General features: G+C 71.8%; 15 protein-coding genes. 5 read left to right on the top strand and 10 right to left on the bottom strand.

From position 1 onward, the window contains the following. Positions 1 to 313 precede the first annotated feature (313 nt). Entirely contained in the window at positions 314 to 868 is a 555-nt protein-coding gene (locus POL25_RS33215; protein ID WP_272090324.1) for a hypothetical protein, read from the top strand. A gap of 78 nt (positions 869 to 946) precedes the next feature. On the opposite strand, the gene POL25_RS33210 is transcribed toward POL25_RS33215, so the two are convergent. From POL25_RS33210 to POL25_RS33200, 3 genes are all read right to left on the bottom strand, one after another. Further along, complete coding sequence (locus tag POL25_RS33210) at positions 947 to 1,624, bottom strand: Coq4 family protein (RefSeq protein ID WP_272090323.1); 678 nt, start codon at positions 1,622 to 1,624, stop codon at positions 947 to 949. 444 nt (positions 1,625 to 2,068) lie between these two features. Then, entirely contained in the window at positions 2,069 to 3,577 is a 1,509-nt protein-coding gene (locus tag POL25_RS33205; protein WP_272090322.1) for a sensor histidine kinase, read from the bottom strand. Positions 3,578 to 3,617: 40 nt separating this feature from the next. Beyond that, the gene (locus POL25_RS33200) at positions 3,618 to 4,685 is read right to left on the bottom strand and encodes a DUF418 domain-containing transporter (RefSeq protein ID WP_272090321.1); all 1,068 of its coding nucleotides are present in this window, start codon (positions 4,683 to 4,685) and stop codon (positions 3,618 to 3,620) included. A 100-nt stretch (positions 4,686 to 4,785) separates the two neighbouring features. Between POL25_RS33200 and POL25_RS33195 the strand changes: the two genes are divergently transcribed. The 4 genes from POL25_RS33195 (at position 4,786) to POL25_RS33180 (ending at position 8,844) form a co-directional block, all read left to right on the top strand. Continuing rightward, positions 4,786 to 5,343, top strand: a complete 558-nt coding sequence (locus POL25_RS33195; RefSeq protein WP_272090320.1) for an NUDIX hydrolase — start codon at positions 4,786 to 4,788, stop codon at positions 5,341 to 5,343. Positions 5,344 to 5,466: 123 nt separating this feature from the next. Then, positions 5,467 to 7,824, top strand: a complete 2,358-nt coding sequence (locus POL25_RS33190; protein ID WP_272090319.1) for a cation:proton antiporter — start codon at positions 5,467 to 5,469, stop codon at positions 7,822 to 7,824. A 1-nt stretch (position 7,825) separates the two neighbouring features. Then, entirely contained in the window at positions 7,826 to 8,317 is a 492-nt protein-coding gene (locus tag POL25_RS33185; RefSeq protein WP_272090318.1) for a hypothetical protein, read from the top strand. Continuing rightward, complete coding sequence (locus POL25_RS33180; RefSeq protein WP_272090317.1) at positions 8,317 to 8,844, top strand: hypothetical protein; 528 nt, start codon at positions 8,317 to 8,319, stop codon at positions 8,842 to 8,844. The genes POL25_RS33185 and POL25_RS33180 overlap by 1 nt, the downstream gene beginning before the upstream one ends. Positions 8,845 to 8,865: 21 nt before the next feature. On the opposite strand, the gene POL25_RS33175 is transcribed toward POL25_RS33180, so the two are convergent. From POL25_RS33175 to POL25_RS33145, 7 genes are all read right to left on the bottom strand, one after another. Next, positions 8,866 to 9,522 carry a DUF4142 domain-containing protein gene (locus POL25_RS33175; protein ID WP_272090316.1) on the bottom strand — a complete coding sequence of 219 codons (657 nt, stop codon included), beginning with the start codon at positions 9,520 to 9,522 and terminating at the stop codon, positions 8,866 to 8,868. A 146-nt stretch (positions 9,523 to 9,668) separates the two neighbouring features. Then, on the bottom strand, positions 9,669 to 10,862 hold the full coding sequence (locus POL25_RS33170) for a site-2 protease family protein (protein WP_272090315.1): 1,194 nt from the start codon (positions 10,860 to 10,862) through the stop codon (positions 9,669 to 9,671). A 205-nt stretch (positions 10,863 to 11,067) separates the two neighbouring features. Next, a complete protein-coding gene (locus POL25_RS33165) occupies positions 11,068 to 12,300 on the bottom strand; it encodes a serine/threonine-protein kinase (protein ID WP_272090314.1) in 1,233 nt (410 codons plus the stop codon). A 358-nt stretch (positions 12,301 to 12,658) separates the two neighbouring features. Next, the gene (locus POL25_RS33160) at positions 12,659 to 14,992 is read right to left on the bottom strand and encodes a TonB-dependent receptor (protein WP_272090313.1); all 2,334 of its coding nucleotides are present in this window, start codon (positions 14,990 to 14,992) and stop codon (positions 12,659 to 12,661) included. Next, positions 14,989 to 16,017, bottom strand: coding sequence for a hypothetical protein (locus POL25_RS33155; protein WP_272090312.1), 1,029 nt, complete (start codon positions 16,015 to 16,017; stop codon positions 14,989 to 14,991). Before POL25_RS33155 ends, POL25_RS33160 begins: the two co-directional genes overlap by 4 nt. Positions 16,018 to 16,270: 253 nt before the next feature. Further along, a complete protein-coding gene (locus POL25_RS33150) occupies positions 16,271 to 18,553 on the bottom strand; it encodes a TonB-dependent receptor (protein ID WP_272090311.1) in 2,283 nt (760 codons plus the stop codon). After that, positions 18,550 to 19,581, bottom strand: coding sequence for a hypothetical protein (locus POL25_RS33145; protein WP_272090310.1), 1,032 nt, complete (start codon positions 19,579 to 19,581; stop codon positions 18,550 to 18,552). Before POL25_RS33145 ends, POL25_RS33150 begins: the two co-directional genes overlap by 4 nt. Positions 19,582 to 19,648: the final 67 nt, after the last annotated feature.

Below are 19,648 nucleotides of genomic sequence, written 5' to 3'. Positions count from 1 at the left end.
AGAACAGATGGATATGAATCTTCGGACATGCCTTGAAGGGCATGTCCGAAGGTTCATTCGCGCAGAAAATGAGCGGAGGTGAGCGTCCGGGCTGGGACTTATCGTAGTCGAGAAGGAAGCCCGGACTGAGCCTCCATCGCGGCGGGAGGCGACCCTGCGACCGGCGTCAATCGGCGCGGCCGCGCGACGAGGGCCTGGCGATGCCGCGCAGCGCGAGCGAAGCGCTGCAGCGAGCGCGCTGGGCGAGCGATCGCGCGGCGTCTTCGGGCGGATTCCGTCGACCGGGCGCGACGGGCCGTGCTACTCGATCCCGGTGACGACGAACGCAGCCTCTCCTGGCGCCGCGAGACCTGCCCTCGCGCGTGAGACCGTGTGGGAGACGAACGCGGTGCGCTTCGTCCTCGCGGTCGCGGTGTGCTCGCTGGTTCCGGCGGCCGCGTTCGCGCCGCTGGTGCGCTGGCAAGACCCCTCGCTGCCGCTCGTGGCCTGCTTCGCGGCGCCGGCCGTGGTCTTCGCCTTCGCCGCGCTGATCGTGCTCTTTGCGATCCTCGGGCGCCCCGAGATGGCCTCGTTCAGGCGCACGCTGTACCGCTTCGAGCTGTTCGAGCACGGCGTCGAGCTGCGCGACGGGCACGGGGCGATCCTCGGTGAGACCGCGAACGGGAGCCTGCGGGTGGTCCGCTGCAACGTGTGGTTCGGCCAGAAGATGGTCGCCGGGGCGCGCCTCGAGCACCGCGGCGGCGCGCTGCTGCTGCTGCCGAACCCGTCCCTCGCGCCCTGGCCCGGGCTGCCGGCCGTGCCGTTCTTGGCGCCGTACTTCTCGGTCGCCGACGCCGTCTACACCCGGGTCCTCACCCTCGCCGAGTGAGGCGCGCCGCGGTGGTGTGGCCGAAAGAACATGTCCGCATGGGCATGTTCTCTCGGACATCTCGTCGGCGAAGGCGAATCATGCCGGCGCGCACAGCAGGCGGGACAGCGAGGCCACCGGGGTGGACCACAGCTTCTCGTAGTTGACGCTGAGGAGCTCGCGCGAGCGGCGGCCGCGGCGGTAGGCGGCGCGCAGGCGGCCGAGGTAGGGCACGAGGTCCTTCCAGCCGGCGACCTTGACCCGCCGCGGGACCGAGTAGGCGAGGATCAGCACCGCCTGGCGCACGCCGAGGTTGCCGAGTACGAACGCCTGCAGCAGCATCTCGCCGTGCTCGTCGGTGCCGTAGCCGGTGAGGACGTGGAACAGGTCGTGGGTCTCGCGGTAACGCTTGCTCAGGTAGTCGACGTCGTTCTCGACCGGGAAGGTGGTCTCGAACGGCTGGATGCCGTTGTCGCGGAAGTAGCGGACGAACTCGTGGCCGAGAGTGCCGGCGGGCAGCTGCTCCAGGGCGTCGAGGTCGAGCTCGCGGCCCTGCAGGGTCGGGCGCTCGTCGAGCATCTGCCGGCCGTCGTCGCTGGCGCGCCAGGTCCGGGCCAGCTTGGCGTAGGTGTCGCCGTCGAGGCAGGCGTTGACCAGCGGGCCGTAGTAGGTGTTGCCGGGGTCGTCCGTCAGGACCTTGAGCGCGTGCAGGCTGAGGCGGACGCGGGTGACGAACGACGCGTTCGGGGGCAGGGTCGGGAACGCTGGCTGGTTCATGGGGGCACTCCTTCGGCCGGAGGAGTGTGGTCGAAACGGACAGTCGTGTCCACTTCGACCCGGCGTGGATCCGCACGGAGGCCGCGGCGGACCTCCGCGCATCGGCGCGGGCTCGCGGCGGGGCGCGACGACGGGTCCCGCGAGCGTCCAGGCCCGGCGCGATCGCGCGCCGCGCGGGAGGCCCTTGTCCGGGCCGATCCCGAGGCGCACGCGCGGGAGGACGAGCCCGGGCGGGCCGTCGCTCAGGTGCGTCGCCGGGCCGGGCCGGCCCCCGCTGGCGGCGCTCGGCGTCGGCGTGGCACGTCCCGAAGGTCATGCACAAGCCGCGGGTCGGCGAGACATGTCCCGAAGGTCATGCACGAGCCGACTGCTTCGGCGAGACATGTCCCGAAGGTCATGTACGGGGTCGGCGAACTTCGAGACATGTCCCGAGGGACATGCACTTTAAAAATGCGAGACGAGGATTACCCCGGCCTTGCGCGGGTCGATGGACTCCTGCGGCAGGCGGAGGGTGAAGGTCGAGCCGACGCCGGGCTGGCTGCGCACTGTGATGTCGCCGCCGAGCATGCGGGCGTAGTGGCGGCTGATGGCGAGGCCGAGGCCGGTGCCGCCGAACTTGCGGGTGGTCGAGGAGTCGGCCTGGACGAACGGGGCGAACAGGCGCTCGAGCACGTCGGGGGCGATGCCGATGCCGGTGTCGCTGACCTCGAAGCGGTACCACGCGCGGCCGCCCTCGCCCTGGGCCTTGATCGACAGCTCGATGCGGCCGTTGTGGGTGAACTTGCAGGCGTTGCTGAGCAGGTTGCTCAGGATCTGGTGCAGCTTGGTGCGGTCGGTCTTGAGCTCGCCGAGATCGCGGGCGCAGCGGAGCTTGAGCGTGTCGCCGTTGCGCTCGGCCAGCGGGGCGAGGTGCGACATCACGCTGGCGAGCACGTCATCGAGCCGGAACGCCTCGAGGTTGATGTCCATCTTGCCGGACTCGATCTTCGAGAGGTCGAGGATGTCGCTGATGAGCGCGAGCAGGTGCTCGGCCGAGCCGTGGATCTTGCCGAGGTCGTCGTGCAGCTCGCGGAGGGCCGGGCGGGCCGTGTCCTCGAGCAAGATCTCGCTGTAGCCGATGATCGCGTTGAGCGGGGTCCGCAGCTCGTGGCTCATGTTGGCGAGGAACGAGCTCTTGATGCGATTGGCCTCGAGCGCCTGCTCCTCGGCCTGGCGGCGCACGCGGATCTCCGACTCCATCTTGCGGTTGGCGCGGGTCAGCGCGATCGTCCGCTCCTCGACGCGGCGCTCGAGCTCGTCGTGGGTGCGGCGCAGTTGATCCTCGATCTGCTGCCGGTTCTCCATCTCGCGCTCGAGGCGGCCGAGCGCCGAGCGCAAGATCTCGCCGCTGCGGCCGTGGTGCGCCAGCACGAGGTTGAGCGGCACGCCGGCGGCGGCCACCGTCAGCGCGGCGATCAGCGCCGCCCCGGCCGGGCCGCCGGCGACCACGACCCCGAGCGCGCAGGCGAGGCTGAGGCCCGCGATGCAGATGCCCGCGAGCTTGGGGGCGAACGACAGCGGGGCGGCGCAGGCGGCGGCGAGGCCGAGCAGCATCACCGGCGCGTCGGCGGCGAGCTGGCCCGGCAATGCGACGAGCAGCACGGCGAGCGCGGCGTAGCGGACGAGGTCGCGCGTGCGGGTGCGGGCGCGGTCGAACGAGACAGGGTTGAAGAAAGAGACCGCCTGCACCAACACGAACGCGCTGCAGCCGACGATCGCGGCCGGGCCGGGGTCGGCGGCGACGACCACGACGGCGGCCATCACGACGCTGACGAGCACGATGGCGCGGCCCTGAGTCGCCAGCGACAGCGCGAAGTCCAGGACTTGAGGAGGCAGGGTGGTGAACCGCGACTTGCGTCGCACCGAGGATTCCCCGGCGGTCGCGGCGACGGCGAGCACTTGAGCCGGTTGCATAGGCGCGACCAGAGCATGCGCCGGCAACGTCGTCAGCGTTTTAACCGCCGAAGATCCGGAGCAGCCACTCGGCGCCGTAGCGATAGCCAACGCGCTGCCACAGGCGCGCAGCGAGCGCGCACAAGATCACCCAGATCGCGACGATGGTGAGCGCGACCTCTGAGCTGAAGGCCTGCCACGCGCCGAGCGGTCGTGTCAGCTCGCGAAAGACGACGACGTGGACCAGCAGCAGCGTGAGCGAGGCGCGGCCGAGCGGGACGAGCCAGCCGCGCTCGTCGAGTTTGCCGCGTCGCTCGAGCGCGAGGGCGGCGAGCAAGAGGAGCAGCGTGCCCGACTGGAGCAACATGACGATCGCTGGCGTGGCCGGGTAGAAGCTCAGGCGGATCTGGAACAGGCGGTGCCACACGCCCTCGTGGGGTCCGAGCCGCAGGCCGACGGCGGCGAGGGCGACACCGGTGACGAGCAGCACGCTCGCCATGCGCAGGATCGGCGCGGTGCGGCGCTGCTGCAGCCAGCGACCGACGACGATGCCGCCGAGGAACAGGCCGAGCCACGGGACGATCGGGAACTGGCCCTCGGCGAGGGCGAGGCGCAGCGGGCCGCCGGCGAGGTCGAGGCGGCGCATGCGATCGTTGACGAGCAGCTCGGGCGTGACGAGCCAGTGCTGCACGAACGGCGCGGCGAGCAGGAACATCGCCTGTCCGAAGAGCAATGCCCGATCGGACAGGCGCCGCCACAGCGGGGCGGTGACCATGCCCACGCCCATGAGGTGGAGGACGAACCACGAGCCGGCGGAGAACCAGCTCGGGGTGAGCAGGTTGAGCAGCCAGCCGAAGGCCATGACGATGAGGCCGCGGCGGACCAGGATCGCGTCGAGGCCGGTGGTGCGGCTGCGCGCGAGGAAGCTGGTGCCGGCGCCGGCGAGGGTGATGAAGGTCGGCGCGGCGAGGCCCCCGAGGCCGTTCAAGGCCATCAGCACCGGCGCCTGCGCGATCGGCGAGAGGCCAGGGTCGGAGCGCCACAGCCACACGGCCATGTGCTGCTCCATCATCAACACGACGGCGAGGCCGCGCAGGGCGTCGAGGCTGAGCAGGCGGGCGGCCGTCACTCGCATGAGGCTACCCGGACCCGCGCACCGGGTGAAGGTCGGGGTCGGGCGTGACCGGCAGCCCTGGCCAAAGGGCGGCGCGGCTGCGATAGTCGGGGGGATGTCGAGCCTGCAGGAAGCGACCCATCCGGCGACCGAGACGATTGGCGACGGGCGCTTCTTGCGCCTGGTGCGCCGCGGCAAGTGGGAGTACGTGGAGCGCCGCGGGGCCCGCGGGGCCGCGGCGATCGTGGCGGTGACCGACGACGGGCGGCTGGTGCTCATCGAGCAGCCGCGGCCGGCGCTCGGCGGGATCGCGGTCGAGCTGCCGGCCGGGCTGGTCGGCGATACGCCCGGCGACGAGGCGGAGGAGACCGCGACGGCGGCGAATCGTGAGCTGGTCGAAGAGACAGGTTACGAGGCGAGCCAGATCGAGCAAGTCGCCCACGGCCCGAGCTCGCCCGGGCTGACGAGCGAGTGCATCACCATCTTCCTCGCCTCCGGCCTGCGCAAGGTCGGCCCCGGGGGCGGCGACGGCAACGAGCAGATCACCGTGTTCGAGGTGCCGCTCGCCGAGGTCGAGGCCTGGCTCGACGACCGCGTCGCCCAGGGCCACCACATCGACCTCAAGGTCTACGCGGGGCTCTACTTCGCGCGCCGGCTGGCCGCGCGTCGATAACCAGCGCGGGGCGTCGCGGCTCGCTCGTGGCGCGAGCGGCGGCCAGGCGCTCGCTCGGGCCCGGTGGGCGGCGGTGACTGCCGGCCGCGAGGCGCGGGCGCTGTGGCACACTGACGGTCCCCCATGGCGCCCGTCACCGTCTTTCTCGTCGCCATCGCCTGTCTGTTGGCCGCCGCGGCGGCGGTGCGCCCGCTGGCGCTGCGCACCAACGTGCCCGAGGCGGCGTGGCTGATCGTGCTCGGGGTGGTGCTGCGCGCCACGGGGCTGGTGCCGCCGGCGACGATCGCCGCGCTGGCGCCGTTCTTCGCCGCGATCGCGGTGATCATCGTGCTGTTCGAGGCCGGCCGCGACATGGTCTTCGGGGCAGCCAGCGAGCAGGTCGTGCGCGCGCGCAAGCTGGCGCTGGCCGGGGCGGCGCTGGTGGTGCCGCTGGTGGCGCTGTTCAGCCAGGCGCTGTCGGGGCTGCACCTGCTGCCGGTGTGGAGCTGGACGCACGCGTTCATGCTCGGGGCGCTGATGCTGTGCACCGCGCCCGAGGTGTTCGCGCCGACGCTGTACCGGCGGGCGCACCCGGGCCTGGTGGCGGCGCTCGAGCGCGAGGCGGCGCTGACCGGGGCGCTGGCGATCGCGGCGACGGCGTTCTGCATCGACCTGCTGAGCCTGCGCGTGCCGGTGGGCAAGGCGTACGCGGCGATCGCCGCCGGCTTCGGCCTGGGCCTGGCGTTCGGGGCGTTCGCCGGGCTGCTGTGGATCACGGCGATCCGCCGCGTCGGCCCGGGCCGCGGGGTCTATCCGTACACGCTGGCGGCGATCCTGGCGCTGTACGTGGTGACCGACACGCTCGGCGGGATCGGGGCGCTGGCGGTGCTGGTGTTCGGCGCGGTCGTCAGCAACGCGGGGCCGCTGGTGGGGGCGCTGTTCCGGCCGCGCGGAACGATCGTCGAGGCGGCCGACGAAGATTTCCGCTCGGCGCTCGACGACCACGCGCGCACGGTCGAGATCACGCGGGTGCTGCTGTTTACGTACCTCGGCATGAACCTGGGGCCGCCGTGGGGGCTGCTGGCGATGGGGATCGTGCTCGGGCTGCTGCTGGTGGTGCTGCGCCTGCTGGCGGCGCGGCTGGTGCTGCGCGGGGTCGACGAGCGCACGTTCTCGGCCCTGGCGCTGGGCTGGCCGCGCGGGATGCTGGTCGCCGGGCTGGCGGCGCTGCCCCACGCGGCGGCGGTGCCGGGCACGGAGTCGCTGGTGACGCTGGTGTTCGCGGCGGTGGCGACGACCTGCGTGGCGTTCGGGGTGGCGGTGTCGCCGCTGGGGCACGCGCATGTCTCGGAGGACATGTCCGAAGGGAAGGGTGCTTCGGGGCATGGTGAGAAGGACATGTCCGTCGGGACCGGTGCTTCGGGACATGGCGGCAAGGACATGTCTGCGGGGCCGGCTCGGATGGTGGCGCGGGCGCCGACGGTCGACGAGGTGCTCGGCGTGAAGCCGGGGAGCGGGGTCGTGCTCGCGGGCGCCGTGCTCGGCGCGGCGGACGTAGCGAGTGAGGCGCCGGTGGAGGTCACGAGGTTGCCGGCGGGCGAAGGCGAGCGAATGGTGGCAGTGCCGCCGTCGTCGCCGGGCGAGCGGGTCGATGCATGGACGGGGCCGGACGGCAAGACGCTGCCGCCGGAGGAGCCGGTGGTGCCGGAGGGGCCGGTGGTGACCGGCATGACGGTGGTGCCCGAGGGGCCGGTGGTGACCGGCATGACGGTGGTGCCGGACGGGCCGGTGCTAGGCGGGACGACGCTGCTGCCGGGCGAGTCGGGCAGCGGGCGTCGTGGGCTGTTCGCGGTCGACATGCCGTCGGGCGGGCGGACGCCGGGAGACCTGCTGTTGGCCCCGCGCACGCTGCTGCCGGGCGAGTCGGGCTCGGGGCGGGTGGCGGAGGTGCCGAGGTTCGCGCCGCCGGGAGCGCCGCGCAGCGCGGAGCGGACGGTGCTGCGCGGGTCGGGGCCAGGGGCGCCGGAGCTGGTGCGGCACGTGTTCATCAGCGCGCCGGCCGGGACGACGGTGACGCACGAGTCGAACGTGGCGCCGCTGGTGACGCCGAAGGTCGAGGCGCCGGGCGAGCTGCCGACGCGGGCGTTCGAACCGAAGGTGGAGGCGCCCGGGGTGCTGCCGACGCGGATGGGCGAATCGTCGCCCGGCGTGCGGGCGGCGGAGGCTTCGCGAGCGAGCGATGAGGCGCCGGTGATTCAGGTGACTGAATCGACGCCGACGGAGCCTTCGCGGCTCGAGGAGCCACAGGCGTCGCCGGGGCTCGAGGTCGCGGTGACGTTCGTGCCCGACGCGCCCGAGGTCGTGAAGCCCGAGGTCCCGGCGCCCAGGCCGAGCGACGATCCGCCGCTGCTGGATCTGGTGAGCGAGGCGATCTTGCCCTCCGGACACGCCCTGACGCACCTCCTCGACGACAAGGGCGAGGGCGGGACGAAGGACGGCTGAGATGGGCTGGCGAGTGGCCGAGCGCCGGCTCGGCAAGGCGGGCGGCGAAAAGCAGCGCACGGCGCGGCAGCGCGAGTGGGACCGCAAATACGGCGAGGACCGGTGGGCGATCGGCTACGAGGTCGACGGCGAATTCGTGCGCCAGGAGGACGCGCTGGAGTCGGTCTATTATCAAAGTTACGCGGCGAACTTCGCCGCCCATCCGGCCGATCTCTCGGAGCTGATCGCGCTGGCCAAGACCCTGCGCAACCCGCACGCGGAGGCGACCACGGGCGTCGACCTGCAGGTGCCGGCGATCCGCGAGTATCTGCGGCGCCACGAGCTGCAGCTGGCCGGCGCCGCGGTGGTCGACATCGGCACGTATGACGGCAAGGCGTCGCACCCGATCAGCGTGCGACTCAGCCCGCTCACGATCGCCTGCGTCGCCGACCCGGGGCGCACGCTCGAGCAATGGTGGCAGCAGCGCAAGGTCCTGGTCGTATGGGACGATTGATGGGACCGTCCTGGAGGTACCGGGCGCTGGCTGTCCTGGTCGTGGCGGCCTGCAGCGAGCCGGAGGTGTGCACGCAGTCGGGCTGCGCCGTGGAGCCGTGGATCCGCGTCGTCGACGAGGGGACGGCGGGGGGCTCGCTTCGGCCCGGCGATTATCACTTCCGCCTGCAATCGGCGGCCGTGGTCCTCGAGTGGGAGTGCACGCTGGCGACCGCCGAGCCGCCCGACGCTGCCTGTGACCGCGATTCGCTCACGGCGATGGGCGAGCTCGAGGGGGAGCCGGTGCGCTGGGACGTCGACGCCACCCATGAAGGCGACGGCCTCGCCCTCGCGCTCACCGAAATCCGCGAGGACGGAGGAGCCGTCACCGGCCCCGACGAGCTCACGATCACCGTGACCCGCGACGGCACGGTGCAGGCGCAGGGGACCCATCGACCCACGTACGTCGGCAATTGGCCCAACGGCACCGAGTGCGGCCCGTATTGCGCCGCAGCGAGCGAGGCCGTCGTGGTCCGCGTGCCCGGGTGACGCTGGCGTGCGCGGCGAGCGTCAGGCGGCCGGCTGGGCGCGCAGGGCGCCGCGGATCGCCTCGGCCTCCACGAGGTCGGCGGCGACCTGGGCGCGGACCGTGTTGAGCTCGTCGCGCAGCTCGGGCAGGTCGACGCTGGGCATGAACTTGCGGTCGACCGCGTCGAGCACGTCGGTGAGCACCTGGATCTCGTCGTCGATGTAGGTGGTGTCGAACTCGGGGCCCTTCGCGGCGGTGTCGAGGTCCTTGTAGGACCCGTCGATGGCGATCCCGTAGGCGGTGACGAACTCGCTGGGCTGCGGCTTGAGCTTGTGGCGGTTGCGCATGGCGGTCTGCCGCTTCTTGGCCGCCTTGGCGTGCTTGACCCGGTTGTCGGCGTATTTCTTGGCGCGCTTGTGCTTGACCGACTTCTGGGCCCGGCGATTGTGCTCGGCGGTGCGGTCGCTGATCGTCTCGATCACCATGAGGATCTCCGCGTCGGAGAGATCGTCGGTGTTCACATTGGTGGGGTTGGCCTCGGTGTTGTGGGTCGGCGGCGTCGTCGGGTTCGGATTGGTGGGAGCGCCGGGGACCGTGCCCGGCGGCGGCGGGGTGGGCGAGGTTTCGGCGGCGGCGACGCCCGGGAGCGCCAGGGCGAGCGCGACGGTCAGCGGGAGAGAGATCTTGGTGAATGACATGGCCGCAGCGTTGGACGATTTGCGATTCGTGCCACCGCCGACGCGCCGCGGCGGGCCAGCGTGCGGGGCAATCATGAATGTAGCGAGCGGCGCCGTGGCGAGTGCGCGCCGGCCACCTGTCGCCGGCTCGCGCGCCCGCGGGCCGATCAGGCCGGTCGCGGGTGGACCGGCCGCTCGCTGCGGGGGGCCTGCAGCTCGAGCCACTTGAGGATGTCGCGCCGGCGCAGCACGCCGACCAGCCGCTCGTCGTCGACGACCGGCAATTGCTCGACGTCCTTGCGGCTGAAGGCCCGCATGGCCACGGTCAGCTCGTCACCCGAGCGCACGGTCTCGAGCGCGGCGGCCGGGGTCATGATGGTGCCGACGTCGACGTCGCTCCACACGTCGCGGTCGACCACGCGCACGTCGTCGAGGCAGACGATGCCGGCCAGCCGCTCGCCGGCGAGCACCGGGAAGGCCCGTTGATCGCTGCGCATCAGGTAATCGTCGACCAGGCGGGCGACCGGCAGGTTCGGCGGCACGGCGGCGACCTCGCGGCGCATCAATCGTCGCACCGGCACGCCCTCGACGAGGTGGAGGATCACCAGCTGGCGGTAGCTCATCGCCGCCGCGCTGGCGAGGAACCACCCGATCACGCTGATCCACAGGCCGGAGACCACGCCGGTGCCGAGCCATGGCAGGCGGGCGCCGAAGATCATCGCCAGCCCGGCGAACACCAGCGCGAAGCCGATCGTCTGGCCCGCCAGCGAGGCCCAGCGCGTGGCCGCTTGCAGGTCGCCCGTCGCGCGCCACAGCAGGGCCCGCAAGATCCGCCCGCCGTCGAGCGGGAAGCCCGGCAGCAGGTTGAAGAGGCCGAGGAACAGGTTGAGCGGCCCGAGCCAGAACAGCAGCGTCGCGCCCGGACCGAGGTCGCGCAGCAGTCGCTCGGGGTCGCCGCCGAGGCGGGCGAGCCAGCCGCCGAGCAGCATGAACAGCAGGCCGAGGCCGATGCTGGTGAGCGGGCCGACGATCGCGATCATCAGCTCGGCGCGCGGGGTCTCCGGCTCGCGCTCGATGTTGGCGACGCCGCCGAACACGAACAGGTTGATGCTGCGCACCTCGAGGCCGTAGCTGCGCGCGACGAGGGCGTGCGACAGCTCGTGGACCAGCACCGAGGCGAACAGCAGCACGGCGGCGAGGCAGGCGACGCCCCAGCGCAGGCCGCCGCCCCACTCGGGGTGCCAGGTGGGGAACGAGCCGAGCGCGAGGCTGACCGCGACCAGCCACAGGGCGACGAACAGGCTCCAATCGGCGGAGATCCGCACACCCTTGATATTTCCGAGATTCAGACCGCCCATCATGCGCGGATCTCTGGGCCGGGCCGCGCGGCGGAGCAACGGCGCGGCGGTCGCTCACGGCGAGGCGGCCGCGAACCATCGAGCGCGGCCGTTGCGGCGGGCCGGCGTCGTCCGACCGCCTCCTGGGCCGGAGACCCAGGATTCAGGACATGATCGAAGGGACATGCTCGATGGAGCATGTCCCTCGGGGAATGTCGGCAGCGCGGGCTCAGCCGAGCAGCAGCAGCTTGACGAGCGCGGCCAGGCCGACGAGGGCCAGGGCGATCAGGGTGAAGTAGAGCGCGACGGCGAGGCGGGGGAAGCGGTCGACCGCGCGGCCGCTCTCGCGCATGGCCCGCTTGGTGAACGAGTAGACGCAGCGGACCTCGCCGCGGCCCTCGAGGTAGCTGCGCACGGCGGCCAGCATCTCGGCGGCCGACTGGTAGCGCTGGGTCGGGTCCTTGGCGAGGCCGCGGCCGGCGACGATCTGCAGCTCGATGGGCGGCGGGCCCTGATGCGTCGTGTCGTACGCGCGCAGCTGCGGGTCCTCGCGCTCGATGGCGTCGAGCAGGACGTGGAGGTTGTCGGCGCGGTCGGCGAGGTAGTGGCGCAGGCCGATGAACTCGTGGAGCACGACCGCGACCGAGTAGAGGTCGCTGCGGGCGTCGAGCGGCTCGCAGCGGACCTGCTCGGGCGACATGTACGCGGGCGTGCCGATGAGGCCGGCGGTCGGGTCCACGCTGCGCTCCGTGGAGACCCCGGGGTCGGGCTCGTCCATCCGCTTGGCGATGCCCCAGTCCATCAGCCACACCTCGCCGAAGCGGCCGATCATGATGTTGTCGGGCTTGATGTCGCGGTGGACGATGCCGCGCTCGTGGGCGTAGGCCAGCGCGCGCAGCACGGAGAGGACGATCTCGGCCCGGCGCTCGAACGGCCAGGCGGCGTGCACCCCGGGGTCGCCGCGGCGCAGCTTGTCGATGACCTCGCCGAGGGTCTCGCCCTCGACGTACTTCATGACGAAGAAGTAGCGGCCGTCGGCGTCGAGCCCGACGTCGTGGATCGGCACGACGTTGGGGTGCTCGAGGCTGCCGACGATCCGGACCTCGCCGACGAAGCGAGCCACGCCGAGCGGGTGGGAGGCCTCGGGCAGGAGCCGCTTGATCGCCACCGGGCGGCCGATGTCGACGTCCTCGGCGTGCTCCACCACGCCCATGCCGCCCTCGCCGACCACGCCGAGCGAGCGGTAACGGTCGCGCGGGTCGTGCACGAGCCGCAGCTGGCCGCTGAGGTCCGTCTCGATCTGCGGCAAGACCGAGATGCTGCGGTGGGTCGGTGCGGCCCGCGTGACCTGTGAGGCGGCGGGGTCGGTGACAAAGGCGACGGTCGAGGCCAGCTCGGCCGGAAACTGGGTCTGCATGCGCGACCAGGCGAGAGTGGCGCGGTTGCCGACTGCTGCGTCCATGAGGCTCCTCCTGTCTGCGGGGACAGGTCGGGCCGAGTATACGCGGCGAGCCCCCGGCGCCTGACGCGGTCCCGCGAGAGGATTCGCCGGCGCGAGGCCGCGCGCCGCCGCCTGCCGCGGCGAACGGGCCGGGTTCGACGTCGGGGTCGGCGAAGGTGCGAGTGGCGGGGTCTCGTGCTGCTCCTTACCCGGGTCGAGGGCGCCGCCGGGGGATGTACTTTGGGACAGGTCGATCGCTCGACCGGGGGCCGATGCGATCTGGTCGAAAGGACATGTTGTCGACGGACCCGGACATCGCTCGTATTGCGAGCTCGGTCGTGGGCCTGGTCTACGTGGCGATGTCGCCGGGCCTGAGGGCTCAGTAGCTGACCTGCACGCCGAGGACCGGCAGGATCGGCAGGCCGACGGCCGTCTTGGTGCGCGAGAAGTCTGGCGAATAGATGATGCCCTCGGCGTTCTGGTGGTTGTACACGTTCATCACGTCGAGGTAGGCCCCGACCACGCAGCGTTGCAAGATCCACGTGCGATCGATGCGGAGGTCGAGCTGGTGGAACACCGGCATGCGGGCGCCGTTGGTGGTGCCGAACAGCGGCGCGTACTCGAGGGCGTGGGTGCCGTCGCCCTCGATCGCGCCGATGAACGGGGTGTAGGGCAGGCCGGAGACGAGGCGGAACCGGCCGGCGATCGACCAGCGGCGCGGCAGCTTGTAGCCGACCAGCATGACGAGGTTGTGGCGTTGGTCGAAGTCGCTGGGGAACTTCAGCGAGGCGTACGTCTCGGGGAACGAGACCGTGGTCGTCGCGTGCATCCACGTGTACGCGATCCACCCGAACAGCCGGGCGGTGAGGTCGTGGCGCAGCATGACCTCGACGCCGGTGGTGGTGGTGCGGGTGTCGGGAAACTCCGGGATGTCGGGCTCCGCGGGGGTGTTGGCGCGGAAATTGCGATGGAACACCGTGGTGTCGAGCTTGATGCTCTCGGTGAGATCGACGTGGAGGCTGGCGCTGTACTGGACGGCTCGACTGGCGGCGATCCGCCCCTGCGGATCGAACTCGAGCTGGGGATCGAGGGAGCGAATGGCGGCCGGGAACACTGCCATGATATCGCCGGAGTAGACGGTGGGCCCGCCGAGCGGCATGTCGGGGGCGCCCCACTGGCTGAAGAGGCCCGCGCTGGCGTTGTCGCGGCGATAGCTGGCCTGCGAATACATGCCGGCGGCGAGCTGGATGCGGACCCGCTCGTGCGGGTCGTAGCGCAGCAGGAGCCGCGGATCGACGGCGTGCGCGGCGTTGCTCTCGCCGGTGAACACGTTGAAGCGGGCGCCGGCGACGAGGGCGTAGCGCCCGAGCTCGAGCTGCGAGTGCAGGTAGACGCCGGTGCCGGTGAGGAAGCCGCGCGTGCGGTCGTCGACGAGGAGGTTGTCCTCGCCGCCGCGGGCGCGGCGAAACGAGCGGTAGCGGTCGAGCTGGGTGTCGAGGCCGAGGGTGAGCAGGAGCGGGCGCCACGGCCGGACGCTGGCCTCGGCGCGCAGGAGACCGACGATGTCGTTGCGGCGCCGGTTGAACTCCCAGCCGGCGTCGAGCTCGGTGCGGTCGAATCGCAGCGCGGGGGCCAGCAGGAAGTCCCAGCGGCCGTGGCGCTTGCGGTAGGCGAGGTCGACCCGGTGGAAGCCGCTCTGCATTGAGATGCCTTCGCCGTCGCTGTAGGCCGCGCGGAACTTGAAGTTGTCGGCGGCGCCGAGGAATCGCATGGTCACGGTGCCGCCGCGGCCGGCGGGGTGGTCGAGGATGAATTGATAATCGTGGTAGCGCGGATTGATGGCAGGCAGGCCGTTGGTGGCGTCGTCGGGCAGGGCCTTGAGGGCGAGGTCGAGGTAGCCGCGCTGGGCCGCGAGGATGAACGAGCCGCCCCTGCCGAACGGGCCCTCGAGGCGGGCGCCGGCGGAGATGAAGTCGAGCTTGGCCTGACCGTGGATGCCGTCGCGCCGGCCGACGCGCGGGGTCATGTGAATGATGCCGCCGGTGGCGTTGCCGTAATGGGCGGAGAAGTTGCCGGGCACGTATTCGATGCCGCCGAGGACGCCGGCGGGGACGATGCTGGCGAGGCCGGGGATATGGAAGGCGCGGGGCAGGGGGTGCTCGCCGAAGAACACCTGGGATTGATTGGGGGCGGCGCCGCGGAGGATGAGGAGGCCGAGGCCGCCAGGGACGCGGGCGACGCCGGGGAGGTTTTGCAAGGCGCGCAGTGGGTCGCCCTGGCTGCCGGGGAGGTTGGCGATCTCCTCGGGCGAGAGCTTGGTGCTGACGGGGCTGGGACGGGTGATCCGCTCCTGCTCGACGATCGTGCGATAGCCGCCGGCGCCCTGCGGCTGGAGGAAGATGGTCGGCGGCTTGCGGCGCGACCAGTAGGCGGCAGGGGTCGGCTGCTCGAAGCGCTGATGGCCAGCGGCGACGATGACGAGCACGAAGTCGCGGCTCGGCAGGTCGTGGAGGAGGAAGCGGCCTTCGCCGTCAGACACGGCCTCGCGGACCCAGGCGCGGCCGCGACGCGCGCTGGCGAAGACCCGCGCGCCGGCGACGGGGAGGCGCTCGCCGGCGCTGCGCAGCGTGCCCTGCACGCTGGTCCGGACCGCGGCCTGATCGGAGGCCGGGGCGGCGGCGAGGAGGCTGGCGGCGAGGGCGAGGGCGATCATGCTTCGTCTTCGGGGACGAACTGCAGCTCGACGAAGGCCCTGCCCTGGCGGTCGTCGAAGATGTCGAGCCAGAGGGTGGTGGGCACGACGTCGTGCGGGACGACGAAGGTGAGAGGCGGCAGCTTGTCGAGGGAGGCGGAGACGGAGACGGGTCCTTCGAACAGGACGGGCTCGCTGAACGACGGCTCGTAGCCGAACATCTCAATGCGTTGATCGAGCCAGCCCGACCAATCGCCGGAAGACACCTTCCAGTACTCCTGCGCCGCGTCGGCGGCGAAGCGCGGCGCGACGGTGATGCGATCGCCGCGGCGGACCGGGACGGCGTCGCCGAGGTCGATGACGAGGTCCTGACGGACGTCGCCGCGCTCGCGCGTGACGGTGAATCCGAGCACGGTGGGGTGAGTGTCGGCCTCCTGGGCGAGGACCTCGGGCGGAGCCTCGACCGATCCGGGCAAGAACGGCAGGCCGAGCGGCGTGTCGCTGAACGGAGGCGTGCGCGTGATGATGAAGCACGGCGCGACCTCGCCGCGCGGGGAGGCGCTCACGCGCTCGAGGCAGGTCTCCGAGGTGAGGTCGGGGCGGCGGCTGCCGATGAGCAGGAGGGTGAAGCCGGGATCGGGGGCATAGGCGCCGCCCAGGCGGACGCGGATCCGGGGGTCGTCACCGAGCCGGCACGAGTCCGCGATGCCGATGGGCATCGGATCGGGGCAGTCCTGCAGGTCGGAGAGATCGACCCCGCTCCACAACGAGGACGAGCATTGCGAGGAGCAGGCGATCCAGATCGGGGGGGGCAGCTCCATGCCCGGCGAGACGGCGACCTTCCACTCGAGCTCGACGGTGTCGAGCGGGAGGATGAAGGCCCGCCGGCGGTCCGGAGGCACGTTCAAGAGGGAGCTGTAACCGCCCGGCTCGACGACCTCGACGAGCAGCCCGCGGAAGCGCGCGTCGACGACGACCCAGTCGTACTCGGCCGGGACACAGGCGGGCACGACGAGGATGCCGAGCGGGAGCAGCCACCGCGTCATCTCCATGCACGCTAGCGCGCCGGACCCGGGTCGACAACCTTGCCGTCGTGCGGTTTTTCTCGCGGGGCGGAATGCGAAGGATGGCTCCGAGGTCGTGTCGTCGCGCGGGGGACCGCGCAAGGCGAGGAGCATGACATGTCTTTCGAGACATGTCTCGAATAGATCTCGATGCGAGGACGGGCAAGGCCGGCAGGCCGACGGCCGTGCTTGCGCTCGAGCAGTCCTGCGAATCGTAGAGGGATGGCAATGAAGATCAGTAGCTGACCTTCACGCCGAGCACCGGCAAGATCGGGACGCCGACGACGGCGCGGGTGCTGGCGTAGTCGTGCGAATACATGAGGCCCTCGGCGTTCGGGCGGTTGTATACGTTCTGCACGTCGAGGTAGGCGCCGACGATGCAGCGGTGCAAGATCCAGGTGCGGTCGAGGCGGAGGTCGAGCTGGTGGAACACCGGCATGCGGCCGCTGTTGGGCGGGCCGGCGATCGGGTAGGTGTCCTCGCCCTGGTGGTTGAGGCCGCCGACGTAGGGCGTGAAGGGCAGGCCGGTGACGAGGCGGAAGCGGGCGGCGATCGACCAGCGGCGCGGGAGCTTGTAGCCGACCAGCATGACGAGGTTGTGGCGCTGGTCGAAGTCGGCGGGGGCGCGGGCGATGGTGCCGTCGGGGAACAGGCGGTGGGCGTCGGAGCGCATCCAGGTGTAGGCGATCCACCCGAACAGGCGCGCGGTGAGGTCGTGGCGCAGCATGAGCTCGACGCCGTGGGTCGACGAGGCGGTGTCGGGCAGCTCCGGGTCGTCGGGGTCGGGCGGGAGGTGGTCGCGGACGCGGCGGTAGAAGATCGTGGCGTCGAGGTCGAGCGCGGCGGTGAGGTCGACGTGGAGGTTGGCGCTGTACTGCGTGGCCTGGCTGGCGCCGACGCGGCGGCCGGGCTGAAACTCGAGCTGGGGGTCGAGGAAGCGGGCGGCGCCGGGGAGGATGACGTTGCCGAAGGTGTGCGCCGGGCCGCCCTCCATGGTCTCGTAGGTGAAGCCGGCCGTTCGCAGGGATCTGCGCAGGCTCGGCTGCGAGTACATGCCGGCGCCGAGCTGGAAGCGGACCCGCTCGTGCGGGCTGTAGCGCAGCAGGAGGCGTGGGTCGGCGGTGAACAGGGCGTTTTCGGCGGCGGTGAAGGCGTTGACGCGGACGCCGGCGACGACGGCGTAGCGGCCGAGGTCGAGCTGCGAGGAGAGGTAGAGGCCCGAGGTGGTGAGCAGGCCGCGGGCGGTCACGTCCTCCTCGGGGAGCTGAGGGGGAGCCGTGACCTGACGGGTCTTGTAGCGGTCGAGCTGGGTGTCGAAGCCGAGAGTGAGCTGCAGCGGCCGCAGCGGGCGCACGCTGGCCTCGGCGCGCAGGAGGCCGACGACGTTGTTGCGACGCGTGAAGACGCGGGCCGAGAAATCCGAGCGGTCGAAGCGGACCGCGGGGGCGAGCAGGAAGTCCCAGCGGCCGTGACGCTTGCGGTAGGCGAGGTCGACGCGGTCGAAGGCGGTGCGCAGGCGGAAGTTGGGGAGGCCGCCGGAGACGATCCGCAGGTCGTCGGAGGCGCCGATCAGGCGCACGGTGAGGGTGCCGCCGCGGCCGACGGGGTGGTCGAAGATGAATTGATAATCGTGGTAGCGCGGCTGCAGGGCGTCACCATTGAGCACGTCGTCAGGCAGGGCCTTGAGGGCGAGGTCGAGGTAGCCGCGCTGGGCCGCGAGGAGGAACGAGCCGCCCTTGCCGAACGGGCCCTCGAGCAGGGCGCCGACCGAGGTGATGTCGAGCTTGGCGTGGCCGTGCAGGCCGTCGCGCCGGCCGACCCGCGGGGTGAGGTGGACGACGCCGCCGACGGCGTTGCCGTAATGGGCGGAGAAGTTGCCGGGCACGTATTCGAGGCCCTGCAGGACGCCGGTCTGGACGACGCTGGCGAGGCCGGGCACGTGGAAGGCGCGCGGCAGCGGGTGCTCGCCGAAGAACACCTGCGATTGATTGGGGGCCGCGCCGCGCAGGACGATGAGGCCGAGGCCGCCGGGGATCCGCGCGACGCCGGGCAGGTTTTGCAAGGCGCGCAGCGGGTCGCCCTGGCTGCCGGGGAGGTTGGCGATCTCCTCGGGTTGCAGCCTGGTGCTGACAGTGCTCGGCCGGGTGGTGCGCTGCTGTTCGACGATCGTGCGATAGCCGCCGGCGCCCTGGGGTTGGAGGTAGATCGTCGGCGGCTTGCGGCGCGACCAATAAGGGGCGGTGGTCGGTTGCTCGAATCGCTGGTGGCCGGCGGCGACGACGGTGAGGACAAAATCGCGGCTGGGCAGATCGGCGAGCACGAACACGCCGTCGCGGTCGGACACGGCCTCGCGCTTCCACGCGGGGCCGCGCCGGGCGGTGGCGAAGACCCGGGCGCCAGCGACGGGCTGGCGCTCGCCGGCGCTGCGCAGCAGGCCCTGGACGCGGTCGCGCGCGGGGCGTTCGACGGGGGCCGGGTCGGCGGCCGCGAGCACGGCGTAAAGGCCGAGGGCAATCATGGGGCGTCGTCGGCGACGAACAGGAGCTCGGCAGAGGCCCGGCCGGCGCGATCGTCCATCACGTCGAGGAAGAGGCGGGTGGGCTCGACGTTGTCGGGGACGATCCAGGTGAGGGGAGGTTCGCGCCAATCGTCGTAGGTCTCCCAGTCGAGGCCGAGGACGGGGGCGTCGAACCAGGGGCGGATCGTCAGCTCCTCTTGATAGTCGCGGAGCTCGCCCGAGTAGGGCTTGCCCTCCTCGTCATTGTACGTGAGCCAGTACTGCTGGGCGGACTCCGCGGTAAAGAGAGGCTCGACGGTGATGCGCTCGCCGCGACGCACCCCGATCCGCGCACCCGGATCGACGAGCTGCTCACGGCGATCGGCGCCGCGCTGGCGCGTGACCCGGAAGCCGACGATGTCGGGGTTGGTGTCGACCTCCTGCTCGAGGATCTCGCGGGGGATGGCGGCGGTGTCCGGGGCGAACGGGAGCAAGGCCCACCGCGGGCCGGGCCTGAGCCCCCAATGGGCGACAATGCACGGTTCGAGGTCGGTGTGCGGCCGTCGCGTCAGGCGTTCGAGGCACGTGGCGGGGGTGAGGTCGGGGTCGCGGCTGGCGACGAGCAGGAGCCGGAGCTCGGCGCGGGCGAAGGTGAAGGCGCCGGCGATGCTGACGCGGATCTGCATCGCCTCGTCGAGGCGACACGGGTCGATCAGGTTGAGCGGCAGGGGCGTGGGACAGGCGGCCACGTCGCCGACGAGCTCGACCAGCGGGCCCGCGACGGAGCACTCGACGCCGCAGTACAGCCAGATCGGCGGCTGGATCGCTACGCCGGACGGAGCGGCGAAATGCGCGGTGAGCTCGATGGTGTCGAGCGGCAAAAAGGTGGCCCGCGGGCGACCGGGCGGGGCGTTCAGCAGCGAGGCGTAGCCGCCCGGCTCGACGACCTCGAGGCGGACGCCGCGGAAGCTGGGGGCAGTGATCAGGTACCCGGGCTCGACCGGCAAGCAGGCGGTGAAAAGGACCACCGAGGCGCCGAGGAGCCGCATGCGCGCTCGAGGATACTTCAGCGGTCACGCCGGAGCCACGTGGGGCTGTGCGCTCGTTTTCGCGCGG

This window comes from Nannocystis bainbridge (assembly GCF_028368995.1).
Classification (GTDB): Bacteria; Myxococcota_A; Polyangia; order Nannocystales; family Nannocystaceae; genus Nannocystis; species Nannocystis bainbridge.
The sequence above is the reverse complement of the archived record's forward strand: the minus strand, read 5'-3'. Positions and strand labels throughout refer to the sequence as shown.

What these genes read in the sequence shown, in the direction of transcription:
- POL25_RS33210 (WP_272090323.1), bottom strand. Translation starts at nt 1,624, where the DNA reads ATGAACCAGCCAGCGTTCCCGACCCTGCCCCCGAACGCGTCGTTCGTC.
- POL25_RS33205 (WP_272090322.1), bottom strand. Translation starts at nt 3,577, where the DNA reads ATGCAACCGGCTCAAGTGCTCGCCGTCGCCGCGACCGCCGGGGAATCC.
- POL25_RS33195 (WP_272090320.1), top strand. Translation starts at nt 4,786, where the DNA reads ATGTCGAGCCTGCAGGAAGCGACCCATCCGGCGACCGAGACGATTGGC.
- POL25_RS33190 (WP_272090319.1), top strand. Translation starts at nt 5,467, where the DNA reads ATGGCGCCCGTCACCGTCTTTCTCGTCGCCATCGCCTGTCTGTTGGCC.
- POL25_RS33185 (WP_272090318.1), top strand. Translation starts at nt 7,826, where the DNA reads ATGGGCTGGCGAGTGGCCGAGCGCCGGCTCGGCAAGGCGGGCGGCGAA.
- POL25_RS33180 (WP_272090317.1), top strand. Translation starts at nt 8,317, where the DNA reads ATGGGACCGTCCTGGAGGTACCGGGCGCTGGCTGTCCTGGTCGTGGCG.
- POL25_RS33175 (WP_272090316.1), bottom strand. Translation starts at nt 9,522, where the DNA reads ATGTCATTCACCAAGATCTCTCTCCCGCTGACCGTCGCGCTCGCCCTG.
- POL25_RS33170 (WP_272090315.1), bottom strand. Translation starts at nt 10,862, where the DNA reads ATGATGGGCGGTCTGAATCTCGGAAATATCAAGGGTGTGCGGATCTCC.
- POL25_RS33165 (WP_272090314.1), bottom strand. Translation starts at nt 12,300, where the DNA reads ATGGACGCAGCAGTCGGCAACCGCGCCACTCTCGCCTGGTCGCGCATG.
- POL25_RS33160 (WP_272090313.1), bottom strand. Translation starts at nt 14,992, where the DNA reads ATGATCGCCCTCGCCCTCGCCGCCAGCCTCCTCGCCGCCGCCCCGGCC.
- POL25_RS33155 (WP_272090312.1), bottom strand. Translation starts at nt 16,017, where the DNA reads ATGACGCGGTGGCTGCTCCCGCTCGGCATCCTCGTCGTGCCCGCCTGT.
- POL25_RS33150 (WP_272090311.1), bottom strand. Translation starts at nt 18,553, where the DNA reads ATGATTGCCCTCGGCCTTTACGCCGTGCTCGCGGCCGCCGACCCGGCC.
- POL25_RS33145 (WP_272090310.1), bottom strand. Translation starts at nt 19,581, where the DNA reads ATGCGGCTCCTCGGCGCCTCGGTGGTCCTTTTCACCGCCTGCTTGCCG.